The organism is Peptostreptococcus equinus, assembly GCF_027125355.1.
GTDB classification, from domain to species: Bacteria; Bacillota; Clostridia; order Peptostreptococcales; family Peptostreptococcaceae; genus Peptostreptococcus; species Peptostreptococcus equinus.
This window is the reverse complement of record NZ_CP114052.1, coordinates 921118-946083: the sequence shown is the minus strand read 5'-3', so window position 1 is coordinate 946083 and position 24966 is coordinate 921118. Positions and strand designations below refer to the sequence as shown.

The window sequence follows — 24966 nt, the reverse complement described above, 5'->3', positions numbered from 1 at the left end:
TTAAATAAATAAAAAAATAACTGGTAATACCAGTTATTTTTTTATTTATTTCTACTTGTATGAAAACAATGAATAATATATAGATAAAATATCTATAGTCTGAATACTTAAGTCTGTTGACCTTAAATCTCCATTTATTCTTTTATAATATACACATATTTGATCTTTTATAAATTTTCCTTGTCCATACTGTAATTTATATCTCTTTATTTCATTGAGATCTTTTTTTGTATTATCATCAATTTTTGATAACATTTCATTATATGTTACTCTATCTTTTATCTTAGTAGATTCAACAAGTAAATTTAGCATTGACAAATACCCTGAATACTGAACTTCTACATTAGTAGAGTTTGAAGTAGCCAAGAAAGCTGTAAACAAGGCTTCATCCTCTCTAGCAACCCCTCTTTGATATGCCATATACTTAGCCATAATATATGGTTTATAAATTCTAGGAATATTATCATTTATCGATACTTCATTAGTATATATATGATATATCGCATCTAATCCAAAGTTATTAAAAACAGATGAGTAAAGTGACTTTTTAGGACTAGAATATTCCCCTTCTAAATTAGGAAATATATCAGATATTGCATTGTAGCCTACATTCAATTCTTTTGAAAATCCATTTATATCTTTATCTACAAATTTATTTGATTCACTAGAAATTAATTTTTTATTTTCTTTTATTTTATCATTTAAAAAATAAAAAATTTCCATCTTCTTGTCTTTAGTTACATCAATTTTAACGTTAGTTGAATATTTACGATTATATTTATCAACTATTATACTCTGCATTGGTCTAGTATGATAATTTAGAGCATATAGGGCAACAAATAAAAACAAGAATATTGCACTAATATTAATAATTAAAAAAATTGTCTTTGCTATATTTGAAAATATTTTTTTAGGAGAAAAAATTGAAAGTACAAGTCTTACTAGCAATACTATTGTTAGTATAATTAATAATAGCATTAGAATGTCACCTATTGGTATAGAAGTATGACCAAATAGTAGGCTTAATTTTTCTCTAAAAAATTTATTTACTACATTGGTATAAACTAGTTCAATTGCTACATCATACTTCAAAGATAAACTGATGAAAAATATAGATACTAAAATCAAAATAAAAGATCTTAACTTAAATTTTTGCATATTTTCACCTCCACAGTGCGATATATTATATCACATTTTAGTCAACTATTTCTTAATTTTTATTGAAGGCATGATATTTGAATTATAAGAATCAAATAATCCATCTCTTTCAATACTTCCCCTTAATTCACCTGAATAAATTAGTTTTTTATCATTCATAGAATATACCTGAATTAAAATATATTTCTTATCAAATAATTTCTTATTTCCATCTTTCATATTAAAGTACATATTTATACTATCAATTATCACAAGCTTATCCTTTACATTGTATAGACTCGTTTCTTTATATATATATGGATAAAGCTTATTTTTATTCTCTGTTTTGTTATTGAATGACTTTTCAAAACTATTTTTATTATTACTTTGAATAACAAACTCTGAATCATACTCTAAATCATCATCTTTTACCTTATATAAAGCAATATGCTTTAACTTATCCTTATTATTTGTATAGGCAACTGCTAAAGTATTATTTTCTATATTGTAAAACTGATTTTTTATATCATATTCTATATTATCTTGACTTAAGTATTTAAAATTTTGATATTTCTGTTCATAGATGCTATATGAATTTTTATTAGTAATAGCTTTAGAATCTTTACTTGTAATAAATGTATTTATTTTTCCATTTAATGTATAGACAACCATTATTTTATCATTTAAATCATATATACTTGTTCCAAGGTCTGAAGAGGTTAAATTTTTTGTACCTTCAGATTCTACATCAAATGAATTTAATATATCACTTTTTTTATTAACTGTATTAAAATGTAAGATAGACATCTTTGCTCTATACGGACCTTTATGCTTGCTATCACTATTTGAACTCACTACAAGTGCATATTTATCTTCTCCATAACCAATTAAATATGATATATATATATATTAGAAATTTCATCGGTACTTTTATAAGAATCATACAGTATTTTTGAAGGGTCCTTTATAAAATAACTTCCAATATATGTTCTATTTGTATCTGTTTTGATAAAATCAATTTTATTGAGGTTTACATAATCAATATTTGCATTATAGTTACTTTTTTTATCAAGTAATTGGTATTTAGATCCCATAAAATCATAAATCATGCTTCCCTTAACTTGGCTACATTTTATATTATTAGTCTTATCACTTTTAAAAAGCAATAATTTATCACCACTAATCAATATATTTTTTCTTATTTCGTCAAATGATTTACTTGTCCCCTTATTATCATATACCAAGTTTATTTCATCAAGTATTTTTTTATCACCACTAATGGTCTTTATATAAGACTTTTCTCCATTTATTTCTTGAAAAATTGAGAACAAGAGAACAAATCCTATCATCGATAAAAATATTATAATACCTTTTATATAAGCTTTATTCACTATAAACCTCCTCTAATTCTTCTATTGGTTAATTTACAGTCTAAAGTAAATGTTAATAATCCTAATGTTATTATAAGAAAATTCAAGACAGTAAATATATCAAAATTAAATATTGAATACATAACTTTGTAATCATCCAAATAAAAGGCCACTATTATCAATAATATTAAAAACATATACAAAAGTACTGCAATAAAACACATCACTTTTTTTAAATAGTTACCATTTTCTCTACCATTATAGAATATACTCACAAATGATTGTAAAAATATTACACTGGCCAAAATAGTAATAAAAATGAAATGCATATTTGCGCCAAAAGAATCAAAATTAAGAGGGAGTCCAATTGAAATCATATTTGAAAGTGAGGCGTCATAATATTCATTTAAAAAAAGCTTATAAAGAAAATTCAACATAATATAAGAAATTTGCATAATAATCATAGTGAAAAGATAAATAGAAAAGCCTGTAAGTATTTTCGATATTTTATATTTATAAGTCGCTATTGGCAAATTTGCGTATACAAACATACTTTTATTTTTTCTAGAGAAATCATCTACTACTATAAAAATAGATGCAAATATGCTATAAATATAGATAGTTCCAACTACTAAAAGTGATTGGGAATAAATAAAGTCATCAAAGCTATAGTAACTTATATTTTTATTAATTATTATATTTGATATATATGGAGCTATATTGTTTTGTTGACTAAAATCTTTTAATACTTCTTTGATATATGATGGATTAAAGTTTAGAATCATATAAAAGTTTAAAGAAAAATTTATGACTATATAAATTACTGTCAGCAGAGTAAGTATTTTAAAAATATTTTTATTTTCTTTAATGTCATAACAATATAATCTAAATATATCTTTCAAAATATCACCCCTCTTAAATCTCGTATTTGTTATTTAATAAATATGAATTGTACAAAAAAAGTATTATAAGACATATTAAACCTACAAAAATCATCTTAAAACTCATAGAATTATAAAATATATAGTAAAAAACAGTATCCAATAAAAATTCACCTGTAATATTTGATATTACAAGTATTAATAGCAAAATTATCCCATAAAAAATCAAAGTTTTATTTTTATATATCTTATATATAATTACTTGCATAGTACACAAACATATAAATATAGGCCATATAATTAATATTTCAAATAAAAATTTATCCCATCTAGTAGAAAATAACATCACTTTATTTTGAAAGGCCTTATATATTTCATTTGGTGGTATAAAATTTGTCAAAATATTTGTATTTATTACCATTAGTTTCCTGCATATATATTCTTGTAAATATACATTTATATATAAAAATATATTTAATATGAAAATTATACTAATTATTAATAGCATAGATTCAATGTAAAGAGAAAATCTGTGTACTATTTTATTAACTGGTAGTTGATTCATTACGTATGTAGATGCAAAATCATCATAGAGCCTGTGATAAGATATATACATCACAAATAATCCTATACATATTACAATTAACAAAAATGATATTTTAGTGGTTACTTCATACGACGATGATATAAGATCTCTGTAATATATATTAGGGTCACCATTATTTCCTGAATACCTCATCAACCTATTTCTGAAAAATAACAGGTAAATTGCTGACATTAATGAAACAAGAAAAGTTATTGACATTATTATTGCCATACTAAAGCTGAAATTTTGTTTTATATTGTGCCTTAATATCTTTATTAAATCATTCATAAATAGAAACCTCTCTCATTTTATCTACTATTGATTTTCCCTCATTAGTCCTTAAATCTTCAGCAGTAAAATTAGCCATTAATCTTCCATCATTTAATATAAGTACATCATCTACTAAATGTTCTATTTCGCTCAACTCATGAGTAGTAATAATTATAGTTTGATCTTCTTTCATATATTTGCTCATCATACTGACAAACTCTTCCCTTTTAAATATATCAATTCCGTTAAAAGGTTCATCTAAAAGTATATATTTTGTATCTAATGCAAAAGACATAACTAGCTTTATCTTTGCAATATTTCCTTTAGAGAGATAATCTACTACTTCATTTTTATCAATATTGAAAAACTCAAGCATATAATCTGCTTTTCTATCATTCCACTTTGGATAAAAATCTTTATAAAAATTAATCATATCATTTACAGTATAGTTCCTAAAATGAGTGTCAAAATCTGGTACAAAAATTAAATCTTTATAAGTCTTTATAGAAACCCTCTTACCATCTATCAATATAATACCATCATCAAGCCTTACAAAACCTGCTATAGCCTTTAGTAAAGTAGTTTTTCCAGAACCATTTATACCTATTATAGCTATAATTTTGCCATCTTCAATTTTTGCACTTACATTATCAAGGGCAAATTGCATGTATTTTTTTCTTGTATAGGTCCTTTTTTTATATTTTTTAGTAACATTTTTAATTTCTATCATCTGACCCTCCGTACTCTTTTTCATCTTTATCGTAATATATATCAATCAAAGCAAGTATTCTATTCTTGTCTATATTCATTAATTTCATTTGATCTATAAAATTTCTAATAGGTTCCTCCAAAAAATAAGCCTTTAATTTATCAATTTTTTGTTCATCTTCTGTAATAATGCTGAACTTATTTTTTTTAGTCAATATTAATCCTATTTCCTCCATATAAGAATACGATTTTTGTACCGTATTTAAATTTACTCTAAAGCTAGTAGCAATCTCTCTTCTAGAAGGTATAATTTCTCCTGGAGTTAAATTACCTATGAAAACTTGCAGTTGAAAATATTCTGCTATTTGAATATAAATAGGTTTTTTGCTATTTAATTTAATTGCATCCAAAGAATCAACTCCTTTATAAAGAAATATTTTCACTATGTATTATACTACTAGTACACTTTATTTTCAATAAAAAAAGGTCATAAGACCTTTTTTTATTGATATTTTATTGTTACAATCTGATTATATCTAAAATGTCTACACATGAGTTGATTAATAAACTATCATCTCCATAAATCAATTTTTCTTTTTGATTTTTTGATAATTTTTTTATGTAATATTCTAATTTCATAGCAGAGCTTTTTGTGTCAGTTTTAATATACATTTCCAATCTCAAAACACCTTTTGCTCTTGTATACTTTGCTCCTATTTTACTAGCATGTTCTTTGAATCTTCTATCTATATCGCTTGTATAACCACAATAAAGAGACATATCCTTGCATCTAATTATATAAGTATACATTATCTTTCAACAAATTCCTTTAATACTAGCCATGCCTTAACGTCAATATTTTCATCAGACCTTAATAATTCAATAGCTTTTTCTTTATCAACATATATAGCCTGTATATCTTCGCTCTCCTCAAGGTATTCATCTGATATCTTACCATCCACTGTTGCATATACTATTGATAAAGACTCATCTGACATGCCCACAGATGCATAAGAATATTGGCAAGATTTTTCTTTATCAATTTGAACAACATTAAGACCTGTTTCTTCTTTCATTTCTCTTATTGCTGTTTCATATATATCTTCATCATTATCTACTAAACCAGCGGGTAATGAATATATATAATCATTAATAGGTGCTCTAAACTCTTTTATTAATACTATACCTTGCTCATCAATATTTTCACCCACTATAACAACAGCGTCAACTTTTCTACACTCTTCTTTGTTTATAAGTTTCTTATAATCATCTATTTTTTTACGGGAAGCTAATACCCATTTCTTTTCATTTTTAAACTTATCTAGATAAATAACTTCATAAACATTTAAAAAACGTGACGAAAACTTTTGAATTACATCATTTATTCTATTTTCTTTAAGAATTTTTTTCATATTTTTTCATTTCCCCTTTACATTTTTTTCATTTTATATTATAATAATAGCAAGACAAGAAGTTTAATTTTAAACAATTTTAAAGGAAGGTGATTCATATGTTAAATAAAAACAATAAATCTTTTAAGGATTTTGTATCTACTCATCATAATGCATATGTTGAATTAGATTCTTACATTAGCCAAAGAAAGTTATATGGTATAATTTCAGACTATGATGATGATTCTCTAACTATAACACATAATGTAGCTTGTGATACAGATTCTAGATTAGTAAAAGGTGAATCATTCTTCATCCCTATGAGTTCAATAAAATCAATAAGAACAATTTAAATTCACATACTCTTTTATATTAAAAAGGTAGCCTATAGGCTACCTTTTTTTATTATTATACTTCAAAATTTTCAACTTCTCTAGCGATACCATCAAGTATAGACTCTAAATCTTCGCTTAATTCAGTTAATCCATCTTCCGAAATAGAAATTACTTCTTTTGACATAGGTAACTCACCTAATAAGTTAAGCTTATGTTTTGCAAGGAAATCTCCTAGTGATTTATCTGAAAACATTCTTATTTTTTCAGAGCAACTAGGACACTCAATATAAGACATATTTTCTACTATACCTATTACAGGAACATTTAATTGTTCTGCCATATTTACTGCTTTTGATACTATCATGGATACTAGATTTTGCGGTATAGAAACCATAACAATACCCGTAATTGGTATAGATTGCATTACTGTAAGAGCTACATCTCCTGTTCCTGGAGGCATATCAATTAATAAATAATCTAATTCACCCCATAAAACATCAGAATACAACTGTTGCACTACTCCACCAACCATTGGACCCCTCCAAATTACTGGTGCAGTCTCAGAGTCTAATAATAGGTTTAATGATATAACTTTTATACCATCTTCTGTAATAACAGGTAAAATACAATTACCATCGTGATATGCCTGTATACCGTCTAATCTCATAAGTCTAGGTATACTTGGTCCAGTCACATCAGCATCTAATATACCGACATTATATCCTTTCTTGGTAAGTCGCTTTGCGAGTAAAGTGGTTACTGTTGATTTACCAACTCCACCTTTACCACTCATTACTCCTATTATTTTCTTTATATTGTTATTTGGATTATTCTTTACTCCACATGTATCAGCATTTGATGAACATGAATTTTTTGATGGGCAAGATTCACAATTTCCCATAGCCTAACCTCCTTGGTTTATTATTAATAATTTCCCTTCAATCTATTAACTTCATCAACAATATTCTTTGAATGATCAGAAACTCTTTCTAGATTTGAAATTATATCAAGGAAGTATATTCCAGCCTCTACAGAACATTTACCATCATGTAATCTATCCATATGAGATTTTCTAAATTCTTTTTCCAAACCATTAAGTTCTTTTTCTCTTATTGCTACCTTATTTGCAAGATCTAAGTCATTCAATTTAATTGCTGTGATTGAATCATAGAAATTTTTTGAGGCAATGTCAAATAAATTATCCAATTCTCTTATGGCTTCTTCTGAGAATTTAATATTCTTTTCGCTTACAAAATCTGAAATTTCAGCTATATTTTCTGCATGATCTCCTACTCTTTCTATATCATTTACTATATGGAATAGAACATCTGATTTAATTCTCTCATTTTCACTTAAATTCCTAGTAGTTAGTTTAATCAAGAAATTAGTAATATCAAACTGTAATTTATTAATTATCTTTTCGTAGTCAAATGCTTTTTTTCTATTAATTTCACCATCATTCTTCAATGACTCATAAGCATAATTCAGAGATCTAGTAGAACGACTAGCCATTCTAATTATTTCATCGACCGTATTAGAAAGTGCTATAGATGGAGTTTCAAGCATTCTCTCATCCAAGAACTTTGTAGTAGAAGATGTATCATCTTCATCAGCTACAACTGGAACTAGTTTATAGGCTAATTTTACTAAATAACCACTGAAAGGCAATAGTATACATACATTAACCACATTAAATAATGTATGAGCATTGGCAATCTGTCTCGGTACATTTGTTGGGTCAAGATTTTGAACAATCATTATAATCGGTTTGCTCAATATTGTAATAAATAATATTGTACCAATTATATTAAAACACAAATGCATAATTGCAGCTCTTCTAGAATTTCTATTAGCACCTATTGTAGATATTAGTGAAGTAACACAAGTTCCTATATTATCACCATATAATATTGGCAATGCAGCAGTAATAGGTAATAGACCTTGTGAAGCAAGAACTATTAATATACCTATAGATGCCGATGAACTTTGAATTGTACCAGTAATTAAAAACCCTGCTAAAATACCTAAAACTGGATTCTTACTTAAAAACAACATTGCATCATGAACTGACTGCATCTCAGAAACTGGTGCTGCAGCAGCCTTCATAAAGTTCATACCCACAAACAATATACCAAAACCAATTAGTATCTCACTAGTATTTTTTACTGTTCTATTTTTTGAGAATAGCCAAAATACCATACCTACTCCTATTGTAATAGGAGCATACTTTTCTATACTAAATGAAACTAGCTGCGCGGTTACTGTAGTACCAATATTAGCACCCATTATTATACCAACAGCCTGACTTAAATTCATAATTCCAGCGTTAACAAAACCTATAGTCATTACAGTAGTAGCACTTGAACTTTGTATTATTGCAGTTACTAATGTACCGACAAATACGCCCATAATTCTATTTGTTGTAAGAAGCTCGATTATCTTTTTTAGCTTATCACCTGCAGCCTTTTGTAATCCGTCACCCATTACATTCATTCCATAAAGGAACATACCTAATCCTCCGATTAGATAGATTGCGATTTCCATATTTTCACCTCAATTTAGTTATTAACAAACTCATTTATAATCTATTTTTTAAAAGTCCGCATTAATATAATATCATAAGTTGAAATAAATGTAAAAAAAATATTAACTATATTTGAATTTAATATATAGTTAATATTTTAATAGTATAATATAAAACTTTTATATTTAATAATTAATTATCGGTTTATCTTTTGTTATTTCATGTATAATAGCATCCATTTTTTTATCATTATCTAATATTGATTTAATAAAGTATTCATTTTCTTGCAATTGTCCAATATTCATATAACCTCTATTACTTACATTTATTCTTCTTATGTCTTCTTTATATTCTCTATTAGATGAAGTAATAATTCCTATTCTTCCTATTGCACCTTCGACTTTAAAATAGTCGGATATACTTAATTTGTCATTCTCTATTTCATATATACCTTCTGTATTTTTTATTAATTCTTTTAAGTCTATATGTCCCCTATCATATACCTTGCTGTCTATACCATAAGGCAAAAGTTCAATTAATCTTACATCAATTTGCTTGTCCATTGAAAGTTTTATAAAGTCAAAAACTTCATCATCATTAAAATCTTTTATTACTAGAAAATTAATTTTTGTATCTATCTTAGCAGCCATACAAGCATCAATACCTAAAAAAACTTCTTTTAAATTTCCACCGCCTGTTAATGCTTGGTATTTATATTCTTTTAGGGAATCTAATGAAATATTTACATTAGTAAGTCCTAATTTTTGCAATTTTAATACCTTTGTTCCTAGACCAATTCCGTTTGTAGTCAGACCAATTTCTTTTATACCTAATTTTCTTGAGTATTCTATTAATTCTTCTAGACCCTTATATAAAAGAGGATTTCCACCTACAAATCTTATCTTTTTTAGTCCTCTATCTGAAAAATATTTAATTAACTTTTCAAAATCCTCTAGTTTCATAGCCTGCTTATCTTGATCAATAAGGTCAGATTCAAAAGGCGCTTTTGAATACATAGGTATAAATTCACTTTCTTCAGTTAACATTACTCTTAGATATGACAATCGTTCACTCATATCAATCACCCCCAAATTTTTATCAAGCTATCAGTCATTGTCTTGCATATAATTTTTCTTTGCTCCATATAATCATAGTATGTATCGAATTCATAGCATACGTATTCTAAACCTTCTGAAGCTAATTTATTTATTTTGTTCACATTGCTTTCATAAAATATATCTACCTTACCTATATGTAAAATCATTTTATATATACAGTCGTACATATCATTAATTATTACATTACTGTATTCTCCAAATCTATCCACAATATTATAAATGCTCTCCAATGAAAGAATTGATTTTTTATAGAACTTTAAGAAATTCAGAAAATCTTCAGATTCACTATCCGGTTCAAGTTCGAATAGTATTCTAAAAAACAAATTCCAAGGTACTTCAGTATTCATTTTTTCTTGAAATAGAATACTTAATTTATTAATAAAATCATCTTGTAAATTAATTGTGTCTTCAAATATAAATGGTCTATTGAATTCCAAATCTTTTTTTAAAAAGTCACTTATCTTTTTATATTGATCATTCATATATTCATTGGAATTTTTATCGGCTTCTTTAAATTTATGCATCGAAAAATTCAATATTGCCTCACAAGGCTTTTTAAAATCAATTACAAAGGACAATTTATCTTCCATTTGTCTTGTAACTGAATCATATACAAATTTTGCAAATAATTTCCTTAAATCATCCAATCTGCTATCAGTATCAGATTTATTAGATGGCTTAAAATTATTATATATACTTAGTAACTGATCATCAATCATTGTAAGATTATTTTTAATAGATGTCATCATATCTCTTAAAAATTTATCCTCTAATAAAAATGCTGTATTTTTATAAATAATCTTATGCTCTATTTCACTCCAAAAAACGTTAACTAGAGATTTAATCTGTAATTCAAATTTTATTTTTTTATCTAAAAAAATATACTCTCCGTCTACTTTGTATATCTCAAATCCATTTTTTTGCTTGAGAGGTTGTTTTTCAAATAAATATAACCTAATATTTTTGTTAGACCTATTATAAAAAAACTTCCTATTATCAGTTCTGTTAAAAAATTTTTTAATTTGTAAAAATATATCCTCTTCTTCTTTAATAAATTTACATTCTATTCTAAGACCTATCAAGTCTGGTAAATCAGAAATTAAATCATATGGATCATCATAATCTGCTAAATACCTATTTCTAATTATTTTCTCTTTCAAACTACTTTCCGATTTTATTCTAGATGTAACTGACATAAGTTCATTATCTTTAAGTGGCATTTCAGTAAAAAATTTAACCAATTCATTCTCAATGACCTGTAATGCTGGTTTCTTTTCTGTCAAAATAGAAACAGCTAAATCAATAAATTCATATTCTTTGAGACTCATTTGACCCTCCAATACTAATCAAATAAAAGTACGATATTTTGTTCAATATATATTATATCATATTTGGCAAGACAAAATAAAAAAGAATGATAAAAACAATACTGTAATTACCATTCTTTTATATTTTATTCATTTTTATATTTTATTCATTTTTATTTTCTAAATAATTTTCTAAATAAGTTATTTGTTTCTTTCTTATTAATAATATTGTCAGCTTGAGACATTCTCTTTCTATTGGCAAGGCTCATAAAATAATCCTGAGAAGCTACTGAATTATGAATATTAGTTACTAATTCATATTCACCTTTTGAGTTCATTTTTCTGCCCTTTACGCCATCATTTAGTTGCTGCTTAATATAATCTTCTATTCTTTTCTTTATATCTAAATCAAAAATTGGACAAGCTATTTCAACTCTTTGTTCAGTATTTCTAGTCATCAAATCAGCAGAACCTATATATAAATCAGCTTGTTCACCTCTTCCAAATTGAAATACCCTTGCATGTTCTAAAAATCTACCTACTATAGATCTTACTTCTACATTTTCTGTTTTACCTTCTACTCCAGGTAATAAACAGCATATACCTCTTATGATTAATATAACTTGTACATTATTTTGTGATGCTTCAGATAATTTTTTTATAAAGTCCTTATCTGTAAATGAATTCATTTTAAAAAATAAATATCCATCCGAACCCTTTTGTATCTCTCTATCTATTAATTTTAAAAATTTATCTTTTAAAGATGATGGTGATTGAACTAAATATTCATATTTTCCATTTAAATTTCCAACTGACATATAATTAAAAAAATCTGTAGCATCTAGACCTATTTCTCTATTAGCTGTAATTAATGAAAAATCCGAATATATTTTTGAAGTAGATTCGTTATAATTACCTGTACCGATCTGAGTAATATATTTATATTCTCCTCTTCTCCCCCTATAAGTTATTTGACATAATTTTGAATGGACCTTATATTTTTCAAAACCATAAAGTATTTTACAACCTGATTGATATAATAAGTTAGAATAATCAATATTATTTTCTTCATCAAACCTTGCCTTTAACTCTAAAAGTACTGTTACATTTTTTCCATTTTCAGCCGCCCTTATTAGATTTTTAGCAATTTTTGAATTTTTAGCTAGTCTATATATTGTGATTTTAATTGATACTACCCTATCATCATCTGCAGCTTCACTCAACAAATCAATGAATGTTTGCATATCATCATATGGGTAAGAAAGTAGCATATCTTTTTTTTCGATTGCATCAATTAATAACGTCTTTTTTTCATTATTATAATAATATGGTGTAAATTCTGGATATAGTATTTTTTCTTTTTTTGCACTAGGTATTACACTTAATAAATCAAATACAAATTTCATCTTCATAGGAGATGTAGTATAAAAATATGCTTGCTCATTTAATTCAAGTTTACTAAGCAAAAACTTTTTCATATTGTCATTTAATCTTTGATTAGATTCCAATCTTACAACGGCCTGCCTTTTCCTCTTCTTAAGAATCATCTTCATTTTGTCTTTATAGTCATCAAATTCATCCGCAAGCTCGCTATCTGCATCTAAATCGAAATTTCTTGTGACACATATTACGCTCTTATTTATTATTTCAAAATCATTAAATATTTCTTCTACCTTATTGTACACTATTTCCTCAATAAGTATATAATCTATTGCTTCGCCAGGTAATAATATAAAGTCTGGTGCAGAATTGGGTATTTCTACTAGTCCAAAAAAAGTTTTTCCATCTTTTTGAAGTTCTATATATACATATAAGATCAAATTATTTAAAAATGGGAATGGATGTCTTATGTCTACAATCTGAGGCGATAATATTGGCTTTATATTTTCTTCATAATAACTATTTATGTATTTTTCCTGATTTTTGCTTAAATCTATATATTTTAAATCAAATATATTATATTCCTTTTGTTCCTCAACAATTTTGTCATACAATGTATCTTTCCTATTATACATATCTGGCAACATCTTTAATATAGCACTTATTTGCTCCTTAGGTGTCATACCAGTCTTTGAATCTAAAGCTATCTTTTTCATATAAGACATATCATGCAAGCTACCAACTCTAACCATAAAAAACTCATCTAAATTACTAGTAAATATACTTACAAATTTAAATTTTTCATATGTGGCAACATCAGCCTGATCCGCTTCCGATAATACTCTTTCATTAAATCTCAACCAAGAAATTTCCCTATTTTGCATATATAATGAATTTTCTTTAACCTGCACAATAATCCCCCCTACTTATTTGATTTTATCTATTAAATAGCCTTCTCTAATACCAAAATTAGAAACATTTATATCTTTTATCTTAAATGTTTCACATATTTTTTTAAATATCATCAATCCAGTTAAAATGGTATGTATTCTGTCAGGAGAAACTTTTAAAATTGATTTATAAGTTTCTTGATCATTTTTATTAAGCAAGCTAATTAAGTAATATACATCATATACTTTAAAAGCATTTTTATTGTTAGTTACATTTAATTCTTTCAAAATTTTTCCAGTACTTCTTATAGTTCCACCTATACCTACTAACCTATCTATATCTTTAGGTATATCAGAGAATTCTATAAATTTATCATCTATATATTCTGATATTAAATCTAATTCTTCTTTTGTAGGAACTATACCTTTTACAAATTTCTTATGAAGAGATAGACATCCATCATCTAAATTAAATACATCTTCAATTTTTTCATCTTTAAAGTATACTATTTCTGTTGATCCACCACCAATATCTACTGTTATACCAGATTCTAAGTTTTTAACACTTGTAGATATACCTAAAAAACCTAGATTAGCTTCCTGTTTTCCATTTAATAAATCTATTTTTATATCTAATTCTTCTTTAACTTTTTTTATCACTTCTTTTGAATTCCCTACATTTCTAAGTGAAGCCGTAGCAAATATATAATCTTTTTCAGTTCTATAGTAACTTAGTATCTTCTGATACTTTCCCAATACCTTTATTAAGGTATCAATACCAGCTTGGCTCAATTCACCATCTATATTATAATTTGCCAGTCCTGCTGTTTGATTTTTGTTAAATAGTAAAATCGGTTTTTCTTTCTCTATAGCAAAAATACTTAATCTAATTGTATTTGCACCTATATCAATAACGGCATAACTCATAATAATACCCTACGATACTTTCAATCGCCCTTTCTAATTACACTTATTTACTTTTTATTTCTTAAATATTATTATATATTATTTTATACACCAATACTGTTAAAGATATTTAATAAACTTAATATTATTTTAACTTTTTAATAATTTAAATAAATATATGTAAAGTATTATTTTTTCTTATCATAATAAAAATAGCGACTATGATTTTAATCATAATCGCTGTTTTTTATTACTTATTTAGTTTAAAAGAACTTTTTAGTGGAACTATTCTATTGAACACTAATTTATCATCACTACTATATTTATTATCTACACAGTAAAATCCATTTCTAATAAACTGTAATTTATCATTTTTATTAAGATTTTCTGTAGCAGTTTTTTCAACAAAACCATTCTTAATTATTAATGAATTTTCATTTATTTGTTCTAAGAAATGTTTGCCCTTATTTTCCGGATCATTGTCTAAAATTAATGGCTCATATAGTCTAAATTCAGCAGGTCTACAATTATTTGCATCTACCCAATGTATAGTTGCCTTTACCTTACGACCCACAAAACCAGAACCACTTCTAGTCTCTGGATCATATGTACAATTAATCTGTATTACATTTCCATTTTTATCCTTTATTACTTCATTACATTTAACGAAATATCCACCCTTTAGTCTAACTTCATTTCCAGGGAATAATCTAAAATATTTTTTAGCAGGAACTTCCATAAAATCATCTCTTTCAACATATAATTCTCTAGAGAATGAAACCATTCTTGTTCCCATTTCTTCATTTTTTGCATTATTTTCTATTTCTATTTCTTCAGATTCATCCTCTGGATAATTTGTAATTACCAATTTTAAAGGATCAATTACTGCCATAGCAAGTGGAGCTTTTGGCTGCAAATCTTCTCTTAGGAAGAAATCTAACATCTGACTATCTATTGTAGAATCTGCCTTTGATACTCCAATTTCTGAGCAGAAATTTCTTATTGACTCTGGGGTATAACCTCTTCTTCTCAAACCTGATATGGTTGGCATTCTAGGATCATCCCATCCATCAGTTACATTTTCATCAACTAACTGCTTTAGTTTTCTCTTTGACATAACCGTATTTGTCATATTTAATCTTGCAAATTCTATCTGTCTTGGAACTGAATCCATTTCAGTCTCTCTCACTACCCAATCATAAAAAGGTCTTTGATCTTCAAATTCTAGTGTACAAATTGAATGAGTAATGTGTTCAATTGCATCTTCTAGAGGATGAGCGAATGCATACATAGGATATATACACCATTTATTACCTGTATTGTGATGCTCACTATGAGATATTCTATATATTACTGGATCTCTAAAGTTTATATTAGGCGAAGCCATATCAATTTTTGCTCTAAGTACTTTTTCGCCATCAGCGAATTCACCATTTTTCATTCTTTCAAATAAATCTAAATTTTCTTTTACAGATCTATTTCTATATGGGCTTTCTTTACCTGGTTCTGTAAGTGTGCCTCTATACTCTCGTATTTGATCAGCATTTAAATCATCTACATAAGCAAGACCTTTATTTATTAATAATACAGCCCTTTTATGCATTTCTTCAAAGTAATCTGACGCAAAATGAAGTTCATTCCAATCAAAACCTAACCATGATACATCTTCTTTAATTGAATCCACATATTCTACATCTTCTTTTACAGGGTTAGTATCATCAAATCTAAGGTTTACCCTTCCTTCAAACTCCTTTGCTAAACCAAAGTTTAGACATATACTTTTGGCATGTCCTATATGTAAATATCCATTTGGCTCAGGTGGGAATCTTGTAATAATTGAATCATGTTTACCAGTTTTTAAATCATCAATAACTATATTTCTAATAAAGTTAGAATTTTCTCTTTCTCCTGACATTATTTTCCTCCTAATTTTAATCATATTTATATTTTAATCCAATTGTATACAAAAATAAACTACCTTTTTATATTGTTGTCATAAATTCTAATAATTTCCTTTTGGCTTTCCTTCAACTTATTTTGATCACTTTGATCAAAGGTTCCATCTTTTCCTAATTCTAGACCAGATTTTACTAGATTTAATATTTTTTCCATTTGATTTATATTATTTGCAATATTTTTTTTATCCTCTTTTATCCTATTTTTGTAAACTGTATCTTCCTCATTATTTTTTAGATTATGTTTTGCATCTAAGTCAATGGATTTTTTAATATAGTCCTTATTTAGATTTTTGAGCTCATCTAGTTTTGCATCTACTATTTGAATTTGTGCATCTAATTTTGCCTTATCTACCATATAATTATTTACCCTTGATGATTCTACAAAATCTATTATGTATTCAGAGTACCAAGTAAATTGGCTGTCTATCACATCTTTATTATATATTTGATATTCAAGTTTCACCTTTTTTACATCAGCATCTTTAAATTTTTGGTTTTCACGCACCTTTGATCCACAAGCACTTGTAAAAATAGCACTTGTACACAATAATAAGGCAACTATTTTTTTCATTATCTAATCACCTCAACTAATTTTCCATTTAAGGAAAATGATTTTGGATCATCAATTCTTACATTTATTATCTTACCAACCAATGACTCATCTCCACCAGTAAAATTAACAGTCTTATTTTGTCTATTTTTACCAGTCATTATATTTTCATTCTTTTTACTCTTACCCTCAACCAAAACTTCAGTAATCTTACCCATAAACTCTTGGTTTTTTTCACCAGAAATTCTATTTACCACTTCTAATACTCTATTAAATCTTTGATGCTTTAATTCTTCTGGTATCTGATTTTCCATCTTGGCAGCTGGTGTACCTCTTCTTTTAGAATAGATAAAGGTAAATGCTGAATCATATCTTACTTTTTCACAAACATCTATAGTATCATCTACATCCGCTTCAGTTTCACCAGGAAAACCAATCATAATATCTGAAGAGAAAGCGATATTTGGAACTTCCACCTTAGCTTTTTCAATAATTCTTAGATAGTCTTCCTTAGTATAATGTCTATTCATTTTCTTCAATAAAGAAGTACTTCCTGCTTGAAATGGTAAATGTAGGAATTCACAAACCTTATCACAATCTCTAATTGCATATATCACTTCGTCAGAAATATCTTTTGGGTGAGATGACATAAATCTAATTCTTTCTAAGCCTTCGATTTTATTGACTTCTCTCAATAGTTCCGCAAAAGTAATTCTATCTTTTTCATCTAAAGTTTTACCATAGGAATTTACATTTTGTCCTAACAATGTTACCTCTTTGACACCATTAGCCACCAAATCTTTTATTTCATCAATTATTTCAATAGGTCTTCTACTTCTTTCTCTACCTCTAGTATATGGAACTATACAATAAGTACAAAAATTATTACATCCATACATTATATTTACAAAAGACTTAATTTCAAATTTTCTATTACTTCTAAGTCCTTCTACAACTTCTCCATCTACATCCCATACGTCTACTAACATTTTATCCTTGTCAAAAGTACTAAGTAAAAGTTCTGGGAACTTATATAAATTATGTGTACCAAAAATTAAATCGACATGTCTATGTTTTTTCTGTATTTCTTCAACAACATGAGCCTGTTGCATCATACATCCACAAACTACAATTTTCATATCTGGTCTTTGTTTTTTGATATTTTTTAAGTGACCTAGATTACCATATACCTTTAGTTCTGCATTTTCTCTAACCGCACACGTATTATATATTACTATATCTGCATTATCTTCACTTAGAGCTCTAGAATATCCCATAGCTTCTAACATTGACATAAGCATTTCAGAGTCATGCTCATTCATCTGACATCCGAACGTAGAGCAAATACATGATTTTCTTTTTCCTGTTCTATTAAATAAGTCCTCATTCATTCTATGGATTTGTTCTATATATTTTTCTTGCTCCATTATTTTATCTTTTGATATTTCTACTTGCTTTCTTTCTGACACTTTTGTTTCTCCTTAATCACTCTATTTTATTTATTAAAAAAGCACTGTTTATGCAGTGCTTTTAATGTTCACTTATTCTATTTTATCATATTTTCCCTAATAACAAAATTTAAAATTGGACTTAGTTTAAATAAATATGTTGAAACAAAAAATATACTCTTAATATTAAATTTATAAAAAAGTCTGTGGTGAATAATACTTACACTAAGTGATTTATTTTTTTAGATTTCTTAAGATATCTTTTTACTTTTCTTAATTTACAATTGATAATATTTATTATATAATCTTTTTAAATCTTAAAGTTAAAGGAATGCATTGTTAAAAAAATAATAATATATATTTTTTTTATTGAAAAATTAAAAAGGAGAAACTTTATGAAAACTAAACACAAAATTTTAACTTTAGCTTTTGCTAGTTCTATCATATTCTTGTCATGCATAGATATTTTTGCACAAGATAACAATTATTCATTACCTGAATCATATACAGTAAACTATTATTTAGGTAAAATTGTAAGAAAAGACTTTGAAGACAATAATTCTTCAAGAATAACACCAAAAAGTCTTAGATCAGCGAAAACCCTTGATGAAACAACTATTTCTAAAAAAGAATTTGACAATAAGTATGATAAAGTTAATGAAGCCTTAACATCTTTTTATGAATCAAATGCCCAATTCAATTCTCTTTCAGAGAATGATAAGCTTAGAGATATGGAGTCTTTTATAGAATATCAGTTTAATTCTAAGACTACTTTCGAACCAAACTCTTATGATATTAAAATTGCATATAATGCATATAAAACTAATACATTTTTAAAAGAAAACACAGGAAAAAATATACAAGATCCTATAACTAATGTAGATATTGATTTTCTTATCAATAATTATGATAAATTTAGAGAATATATGAATTATTTAAATGACTACGATTTTTGCGATTTACTTTACTCAATTACAACTACATTAAATAATTATGATGAAAAAAGTGATAATACTTGGAAGGATAGATTAATTAAAAAAAATAATATATTTAAATCATTTTTCCCTAATCAAGATGATGTTTTAATAACACCAAGATCTGTCTCATCTTATAATGCAAAAGGTGCTGTTAATTATGCAAAAAAATATTTAAAATCTACAGGACCTGGATATTATAATTTTGAAAATCCAAGTTACAAAGGTTGCTATGATTGTGCAAATTTTGTCTCACAGTGCTTACATGAAGGTGGAGGTATGAGACAAATTAAAATTAATAATGATAAGTGGAACAATTCAAACTGGTACTATAGAGGTTCTGGGCATAATTTCCCTACATCTTACTCTGGATCTTGGACACAGGCAAGTAATTTTAAACATCACTGGGCAAAGAGAGTAGGAATTTCTGTTCATGATATTGCTAGAAATAACAATAATATATATTTTAAAACTGCATATGGAACACCTATATCCATTATAAACAAATCAACTGGCCAAGCTAGACATACCATTATTGTTGGTGGTAAAAAAGGTAGCAATGATTGGTGGTATTACGATCATTCAGGTGGCAATTTTGGAAACTCACTAGTAGCTAGAACAAGAGGAGAGAAAATAGTTCAATTCCCACTAGCATTCTAACATTAATTAATATAACAAGACAAAAAAAGGTAGCTAAGTGCTACTTTTTTTGTTTACTTGTTTTTTTGATAAATTTATCTAATATCTTATAACGAAATATAAAGTCAATTATAACATATCACCAAGACTGTTAGATAGTAAAAGTCAGAGGTAAAAATGCTTGGAAAGATCCGAAAACTGGGTATACAAAGGAAAAAGATACTGCTGGTCATGGTGGTAAAAAATGGAAAATAAAAGATAAGTCTGGTAAAAGGAAAGCTTCTACCGATGGAAACGGAAAAATATTATCTAAATAAAGAGGTTTATTATTTATGAAAAAGGCTAGATATGCAAAAAGACTTTGGGAAAAAATACTAGAATTCGTACAAAATATGACTTTTGATTTATATGAGAATGAAATATTCGTTCCATTTTCATTTGAAGATTGGAATCTCAGAAAAACAGATTTAAACAAGATATACATTTTAAACTTACTACTAAGTTCATTAAACTATAGAAAAAATAATGATTCTAGACTTTCAATAAGCTGGATAAATTTAAACAGAATATCCGATTCATCTATTTTTACATTTGATAATAAAGATGAATATAATACTTTTTTTCTGACAAGTTTAAAGCGAATCATAGAATAGATAATGATGGTTGGTATTTTTACCTTGAAGAAATTATATTTGAAGATTTACCTGGCAATATAAAAAAGGTAATAACTAATAGTAATATTTATGAATATAACTTATCAAATAAGTATTATGTATCGACATCTGGCTATGATGATTCGATAGACAATAGAGAATTCTTTTTAATCACTGAATAAGATTAATTTAATAAATTAAAAATAAGGGTACAGTCAGTAAAGACTTGTACCCTTATTTTATACTTGAGGCTGAATAATTTAATTCACCTAATATCTATTCAATTATATATAGTCTATATTAAAAAATATTAAACCTTTATTTATAATTTTTTATAAAATTTTCTACTAAATCTCTAGTTACTTCTCTATTAGCTCCTTGCAATAATAAAGAATACTTACTTGGTTGTCCACCACCTACATGAATTACACTCTTGTATTGATCTTTTACTTTTTCATAATTTGCTACAGACATTGATGGAATACCACAATCTGTTTGTATCATATTAGCTGCTTGCTCATCTACTTCATTAGAATAAGTAACTAAATCATATTTTACAGGCTCTGCTGGTTTAACAGGTCCCGTTGTTTTTGGTGATGGTTCTGTAGGTTTAGGCTGTTCTCTTGGTATTACCCCTCCAACTAAGCCTGTTGCTATTGCTTCACCTATCTTTTGATAGCCTACATTTTGAGCTATTGAACAGTCACTTCTATTGTCACAGAAAAAAGATTCTATGAGAACTGCTGTTGGATTAGTCTCATTTACCATATATAACTGTGCATTTTTAACACCTCTATTGGTAAATCCAAGACGTTCAAAGTTTTCACATATTCTAGTAACAATACTTTTAGCTCTATTGATTCCATCAATAATCTTATTAACAAATCCCATAAACTTTTGTAATAAACCATTAATATAACCAACTACAGCTGCTTTCATTTGAGCCCAAGCTTGTGGAAAGGATGCTATTATTGATTTACCTTTTTCTACACAGAACCTTATAACTTCTGCAAATATTGCTAATACTTGCATTACAACATTGATAACTTGGATGATAGCAGATATTGTTCCACTAATAACAAAGCCTAATCCTTGGAATATTACAGCTGCAACTGGTGCTAGTACCTGAATGTTTGTAATAAATGATGTAAAACTTTCTTTAAGAGGTCCGATAGCTTCTGTTATCATACCAACTTGGAATCCTTGAGCAATGTTATCAAAAACCCATTTAATACCATTACCTAAAGTTGTTGCAATTCCAAGTATTCCATTGAATACATTCCCTACAGTTTGACCAAATTGCACGAATTTATTCTGTGCTTCCTCATTTCCTAGTAGTTTTTCAATTTTACCGCCTATTTTATCTATTGTAGGTTCGATACCTTTTAAAAAACCTGTACCTATACTTGATTGTGCTGTTTCTAGATTACCTGTTATTGTAGACCATTTACCTGCGGCAGTCTGTGATTGTTTTTGTGCAAGTCCACCAAATGTATCATTAACTGTCTTGCCATCTGTTCCCTTCATTTTGAAGAAATCTCCGCCAGCTTTATCTAAGTCCTCTTTAGTGCCTTTAAAACCGAATTCTTTTACATTATGTTACTAGGTTAAGTCATTTCTGCTTAACTCACTATGTCACCATAGTGTTCGGACTATATCTTCACCTGTTCTAGGTGTCCGTCGTACTATATAAAATCACTTTTATATAGCGGGTTTTATCACCATATCTCTTTAATAAAAAAGAGACTTAGGTTTCCCCTAGTCTCTACACGTTCTACTTATTTATAAGTAGCTTCGCTCGGTATTATCTTTTTTTGTTAATTTCATAAACTTTCGAAGCTATTGAATCAACACTTCTATTAATTTTATTACTCATTTCTTTATATGTCATTTTTCCTTTATTTTCTAATATGAAATCAATCTCTTCTTGAGTATATTTATTTATTCCAATTTTTCTCTTAACTCTTTCTTGAGGTTTAACACCTTGTAGTAAGTGTTGGTATTTTTTGGGTACACTTAACCAGTGATGGCTTTTTTGCTTTGCATGGCAATTATGACATAATGTTATTAGATTGTTTAAATCATTCGCCTTAATATAATCGTTCATAAAAAATCTATATGGTACAATATGATGTACTATCATTTGTTTATGATGATTTTTAAGTTTCTTGCCACATTCTTGACATGTGTTATTATCTCTTTCTCTTGCTAACTTTCGTTGATGATACCAATTAGCACCTTTATATAGATCATATCCACCCTTCCAAAAATTACAATTTTCTCCTTGATGTATACCTTTTTTATGCTCATATTCATATTTACACTTTTTTGAGCATGTCTTTTTGATATTAATTTCATATGGATAAACATAGAATTTCGTATTACAAACAGGACATTTTTTCCATATCCCTTTCCAATTATTTTTATTCTGCTTACCTGTTCTATTTTTTATTTCACATTCTCTTGAACAAAATTTTCTATCTTTACCACCTGTAGTTTTGTAACCTTTGAATTCGTTACCACATTCTTGACATATAAATTTTAACATTTAAAACAAAACTCCTTTTATACTATATACACATATTATAGTATTATAAAGAATCTTGTTCAAGACTTCCACCGAATTTAACGGATTTATTTTCCGGTATATCCCTATACCGTGAAGCTAAAATTAACCTCTCAAATTCGCCCATTTTCAAAATTGTTAACCTATAAGCTTTTTATCTTATAGTTCTATAGGTTGTTGTTCCCTATAGTTCAGCATATCTTTTCACATATGTGTCCCTGCCTCGTGGGTAGATTATATTCTATACTTTTTTGCAATAAAAAATCATAGGTTCACTACCTATGCGTTGCGGCTGTATTTACTTTTAAATATATACTTCACCTCTGATTAGCATTTCAGCTTTCCAGTTTTTTTCAGGGATTTTTTTCTTCTACTTAATAAATTAAATAGTTTCAGACGCCAATATGGGCTTTTGTTCAGCGTCTGCTAATGCCTCGACTGCATCATTTATTGTCTTGTTTGGATCCGCCGCGGCCATATCTTCTGCAAGCGTTAGTAATTTCTTTGCTTGTCCTACATCACCCTGTGCAATTGTGAGAGCTCTTGTACCTGCTCCCATAACCTCATTTGTTGAGTAAGGTGTTGCATTAGCATTCTTTTTAAGGAAACCTACATAGTTACCAGTCATACTTTTAATTTCTTTTTTGGACTTTCCTTGGTTACCAACCCCCATAAAATGTTCCATAGATACATTTTGTTGTTGTAATGTAGCTGCTTTTTCAACTGCACCTTTCATAACAACACCAAAAGCTGTACCTGCTGCTATCAACGCAGTAAGCAACCCTTTTAACCCTTTTAATGGATTGGTTAAGAAATCTTTAATACCAATTTTAGCTGTCCAACTCTTAGCTACACTTTTTAACTTACTACCAACATTGCCTACAGTAGCAGAAGCTTTATCTTTTACATTTAAAGCAAAAGCTTTGAACTTTAAAAGTGACATTTTGCCTTTAATTTTTTGAATAGTCTGCGATGCATTATCCTTAGCTTTTACATCTATAACATTTTTTAAACCTTTCATTTTTCTTAATTTAGCAGTTATTCTATTAATATCTTTACTAGCTTGATCTTTTGCTTCAATTATTGGTTTGACTTTTTCTATATCTTGTTTAGCTTTTTTTGCTTTATTAGCAATATTTTGCATTTTATCACTATATCTATCTTTAAGTTCAAGTATAGCTTCTAATCGGTAAGAATCTTCCATAGTACCCCCTTTCTCTTATTTTTATAAGATTATTCATTATTAACGAGAGAACCCATGAAAGGGCAACCTAAAGAGTTTAATCTATTCTCTTGATCATACTCAAAGAATGCCCTTATAAGTTTGTATTCACCAGCATTATTCCTTTTTATATTATAAAAATAAGACGGCATA

Annotated in this window: 23 protein-coding genes; 3 read left to right on the top strand and 20 right to left on the bottom strand. The window is 27.3% G+C overall.

Annotation, left to right across the window (positions count from 1 at the left end; genetic code table 11):
* Positions 1–51: 51 nt before the first annotated feature.
* From O0R46_RS04815 to O0R46_RS04780, 8 genes are all read right to left on the bottom strand, one after another.
* Positions 52–1158 carry a DUF3810 family protein gene (locus tag O0R46_RS04815; RefSeq protein ID WP_269312457.1) on the bottom strand — a complete coding sequence of 369 codons (1107 nt, stop codon included), beginning with the start codon at positions 1156–1158 and terminating at the stop codon, positions 52–54.
* A gap of 45 nt (positions 1159–1203) precedes the next feature.
* Complete coding sequence (locus O0R46_RS04810; protein ID WP_269312456.1) at positions 1204–1992, bottom strand: hypothetical protein; 789 nt, start codon at positions 1990–1992, stop codon at positions 1204–1206.
* A gap of 32 nt (positions 1993–2024) precedes the next feature.
* Positions 2025–2528: a hypothetical protein gene (locus O0R46_RS04805; protein ID WP_269312455.1), complete on the bottom strand. Its 504-nt coding sequence runs from the start codon at positions 2526–2528 to the stop codon at positions 2025–2027.
* Complete coding sequence (locus O0R46_RS04800) at positions 2528–3409, bottom strand: hypothetical protein (RefSeq protein ID WP_269312454.1); 882 nt, start codon at positions 3407–3409, stop codon at positions 2528–2530. The genes O0R46_RS04805 and O0R46_RS04800 overlap by 1 nt, the downstream gene beginning before the upstream one ends.
* 845 nt (positions 3410–4254) lie before the next feature.
* Positions 4255–4974, bottom strand: a complete 720-nt coding sequence (locus O0R46_RS04795) for an ABC transporter ATP-binding protein (RefSeq protein ID WP_269312453.1) — start codon at positions 4972–4974, stop codon at positions 4255–4257.
* On the bottom strand, positions 4961–5362 hold the full coding sequence (locus O0R46_RS04790; RefSeq protein WP_269312452.1) for a GntR family transcriptional regulator: 402 nt from the start codon (positions 5360–5362) through the stop codon (positions 4961–4963). The genes O0R46_RS04795 and O0R46_RS04790 overlap by 14 nt, the downstream gene beginning before the upstream one ends.
* Before the next feature lie 109 nt (positions 5363–5471).
* Positions 5472–5762, bottom strand: coding sequence for a GIY-YIG nuclease family protein (locus tag O0R46_RS04785; protein ID WP_331275624.1), 291 nt, complete (start codon positions 5760–5762; stop codon positions 5472–5474).
* On the bottom strand, positions 5762–6364 hold the full coding sequence (locus tag O0R46_RS04780) for an NUDIX hydrolase (protein ID WP_269312451.1): 603 nt from the start codon (positions 6362–6364) through the stop codon (positions 5762–5764). Before O0R46_RS04780 ends, O0R46_RS04785 begins: the two co-directional genes overlap by 1 nt.
* Before the next feature lie 98 nt (positions 6365–6462).
* Between O0R46_RS04780 and O0R46_RS04775 the strand changes: the two genes are divergently transcribed.
* Positions 6463–6696, top strand: coding sequence for an LSm family protein (locus O0R46_RS04775; protein ID WP_269312450.1), 234 nt, complete (start codon positions 6463–6465; stop codon positions 6694–6696).
* Between the two features lie 55 nt (positions 6697–6751).
* Here O0R46_RS04775 and O0R46_RS04770 read toward each other — a convergent pair whose 3' ends face one another.
* From O0R46_RS04770 to miaB, 9 genes are all read right to left on the bottom strand, one after another.
* Positions 6752–7579: an Mrp/NBP35 family ATP-binding protein gene (locus O0R46_RS04770; protein WP_269312449.1), complete on the bottom strand. Its 828-nt coding sequence runs from the start codon at positions 7577–7579 to the stop codon at positions 6752–6754.
* Positions 7580–7602: 23 nt separating this feature from the next.
* Positions 7603–9222 carry a Na/Pi cotransporter family protein gene (locus O0R46_RS04765; protein ID WP_269312448.1) on the bottom strand — a complete coding sequence of 540 codons (1620 nt, stop codon included), beginning with the start codon at positions 9220–9222 and terminating at the stop codon, positions 7603–7605.
* Positions 9223–9387: 165 nt separating this feature from the next.
* A complete protein-coding gene (locus tag O0R46_RS04760; RefSeq protein ID WP_269312447.1) occupies positions 9388–10278 on the bottom strand; it encodes a radical SAM protein in 891 nt (296 codons plus the stop codon).
* A 5-nt stretch (positions 10279–10283) separates the two neighbouring features.
* The gene (locus O0R46_RS04755) at positions 10284–11648 is read right to left on the bottom strand and encodes a GTP pyrophosphokinase (RefSeq protein ID WP_269312446.1); all 1365 of its coding nucleotides are present in this window, start codon (positions 11646–11648) and stop codon (positions 10284–10286) included.
* A 152-nt stretch (positions 11649–11800) separates the two neighbouring features.
* Positions 11801–13918, bottom strand: coding sequence for a polyphosphate kinase 1 (ppk1, locus tag O0R46_RS04750; protein ID WP_269312445.1), 2118 nt, complete (start codon positions 13916–13918; stop codon positions 11801–11803).
* Positions 13919–13933: 15 nt separating this feature from the next.
* On the bottom strand, positions 13934–14824 hold the full coding sequence (locus O0R46_RS04745) for a Ppx/GppA phosphatase family protein (protein WP_269312444.1): 891 nt from the start codon (positions 14822–14824) through the stop codon (positions 13934–13936).
* A 229-nt stretch (positions 14825–15053) separates the two neighbouring features.
* On the bottom strand, positions 15054–16718 hold the full coding sequence (locus tag O0R46_RS04740) for a glutamine--tRNA ligase/YqeY domain fusion protein (RefSeq protein ID WP_269312443.1): 1665 nt from the start codon (positions 16716–16718) through the stop codon (positions 15054–15056).
* Positions 16719–16777: 59 nt separating this feature from the next.
* Complete coding sequence (locus O0R46_RS04735) at positions 16778–17332, bottom strand: hypothetical protein (protein ID WP_269312442.1); 555 nt, start codon at positions 17330–17332, stop codon at positions 16778–16780.
* Positions 17332–18780 carry a tRNA (N6-isopentenyl adenosine(37)-C2)-methylthiotransferase MiaB gene (miaB, locus tag O0R46_RS04730; RefSeq protein ID WP_269312440.1) on the bottom strand — a complete coding sequence of 483 codons (1449 nt, stop codon included), beginning with the start codon at positions 18778–18780 and terminating at the stop codon, positions 17332–17334. The genes O0R46_RS04735 and miaB overlap by 1 nt, the downstream gene beginning before the upstream one ends.
* A 374-nt stretch (positions 18781–19154) precedes the next feature.
* Between miaB and O0R46_RS04725 the strand changes: the two genes are divergently transcribed.
* Positions 19155–20393, top strand: coding sequence for an amidase domain-containing protein (locus tag O0R46_RS04725; protein ID WP_269312439.1), 1239 nt, complete (start codon positions 19155–19157; stop codon positions 20391–20393).
* A gap of 311 nt (positions 20394–20704) precedes the next feature.
* Positions 20705–21025, top strand: coding sequence for a hypothetical protein (locus O0R46_RS04720; RefSeq protein WP_269312438.1), 321 nt, complete (start codon positions 20705–20707; stop codon positions 21023–21025).
* Between the two features lie 318 nt (positions 21026–21343).
* Here O0R46_RS04720 and O0R46_RS04715 read toward each other — a convergent pair whose 3' ends face one another.
* From O0R46_RS04715 to O0R46_RS04705, 3 genes are all read right to left on the bottom strand, one after another.
* On the bottom strand, positions 21344–22552 hold the full coding sequence (locus O0R46_RS04715) for an N-acetylmuramoyl-L-alanine amidase (RefSeq protein ID WP_269312437.1): 1209 nt from the start codon (positions 22550–22552) through the stop codon (positions 21344–21346).
* Between the two features lie 277 nt (positions 22553–22829).
* On the bottom strand, positions 22830–23573 hold the full coding sequence (locus O0R46_RS04710; protein ID WP_269312436.1) for an HNH endonuclease: 744 nt from the start codon (positions 23571–23573) through the stop codon (positions 22830–22832).
* 400 nt (positions 23574–23973) lie between these two features.
* On the bottom strand, positions 23974–24795 hold the full coding sequence (locus O0R46_RS04705) for a hypothetical protein (RefSeq protein ID WP_269312435.1): 822 nt from the start codon (positions 24793–24795) through the stop codon (positions 23974–23976).
* Positions 24796–24966 lie beyond the last annotated feature (171 nt).

Coding starts and splice junctions, on each gene's coding strand:
- O0R46_RS04715 (WP_269312437.1), bottom strand. CDS start 22,552: ATGAAGGGAACAGATGGCAAGACAGTTAATGATACATTTGGTGGACTT.
- O0R46_RS04710 (WP_269312436.1), bottom strand. CDS start 23,573: ATGTTAAAATTTATATGTCAAGAATGTGGTAACGAATTCAAAGGTTAC.
- O0R46_RS04775 (WP_269312450.1), top strand. CDS start 6,463: ATGTTAAATAAAAACAATAAATCTTTTAAGGATTTTGTATCTACTCAT.
- O0R46_RS04815 (WP_269312457.1), bottom strand. CDS start 1,158: ATGCAAAAATTTAAGTTAAGATCTTTTATTTTGATTTTAGTATCTATA.
- O0R46_RS04725 (WP_269312439.1), top strand. CDS start 19,155: ATGAAAACTAAACACAAAATTTTAACTTTAGCTTTTGCTAGTTCTATC.
- O0R46_RS04795 (WP_269312453.1), bottom strand. CDS start 4,974: ATGATAGAAATTAAAAATGTTACTAAAAAATATAAAAAAAGGACCTAT.
- O0R46_RS04770 (WP_269312449.1), bottom strand. CDS start 7,579: ATGGGAAATTGTGAATCTTGCCCATCAAAAAATTCATGTTCATCAAAT.
- O0R46_RS04785 (WP_331275624.1), bottom strand. CDS start 5,762: ATGTATACTTATATAATTAGATGCAAGGATATGTCTCTTTATTGTGGT.
- O0R46_RS04745 (WP_269312444.1), bottom strand. CDS start 14,824: ATGAGTTATGCCGTTATTGATATAGGTGCAAATACAATTAGATTAAGT.
- O0R46_RS04705 (WP_269312435.1), bottom strand. CDS start 24,795: ATGGAAGATTCTTACCGATTAGAAGCTATACTTGAACTTAAAGATAGA.
- O0R46_RS04720 (WP_269312438.1), top strand. CDS start 20,705: ATGAAAAAGGCTAGATATGCAAAAAGACTTTGGGAAAAAATACTAGAA.
- O0R46_RS04735 (WP_269312442.1), bottom strand. CDS start 17,332: ATGAAAAAAATAGTTGCCTTATTATTGTGTACAAGTGCTATTTTTACA.
- O0R46_RS04765 (WP_269312448.1), bottom strand. CDS start 9,222: ATGGAAATCGCAATCTATCTAATCGGAGGATTAGGTATGTTCCTTTAT.
- O0R46_RS04740 (WP_269312443.1), bottom strand. CDS start 16,718: ATGTCAGGAGAAAGAGAAAATTCTAACTTTATTAGAAATATAGTTATT.
- O0R46_RS04755 (WP_269312446.1), bottom strand. CDS start 11,648: ATGAGTCTCAAAGAATATGAATTTATTGATTTAGCTGTTTCTATTTTG.
- O0R46_RS04780 (WP_269312451.1), bottom strand. CDS start 6,364: ATGAAAAAAATTCTTAAAGAAAATAGAATAAATGATGTAATTCAAAAG.
- O0R46_RS04760 (WP_269312447.1), bottom strand. CDS start 10,278: ATGAGTGAACGATTGTCATATCTAAGAGTAATGTTAACTGAAGAAAGT.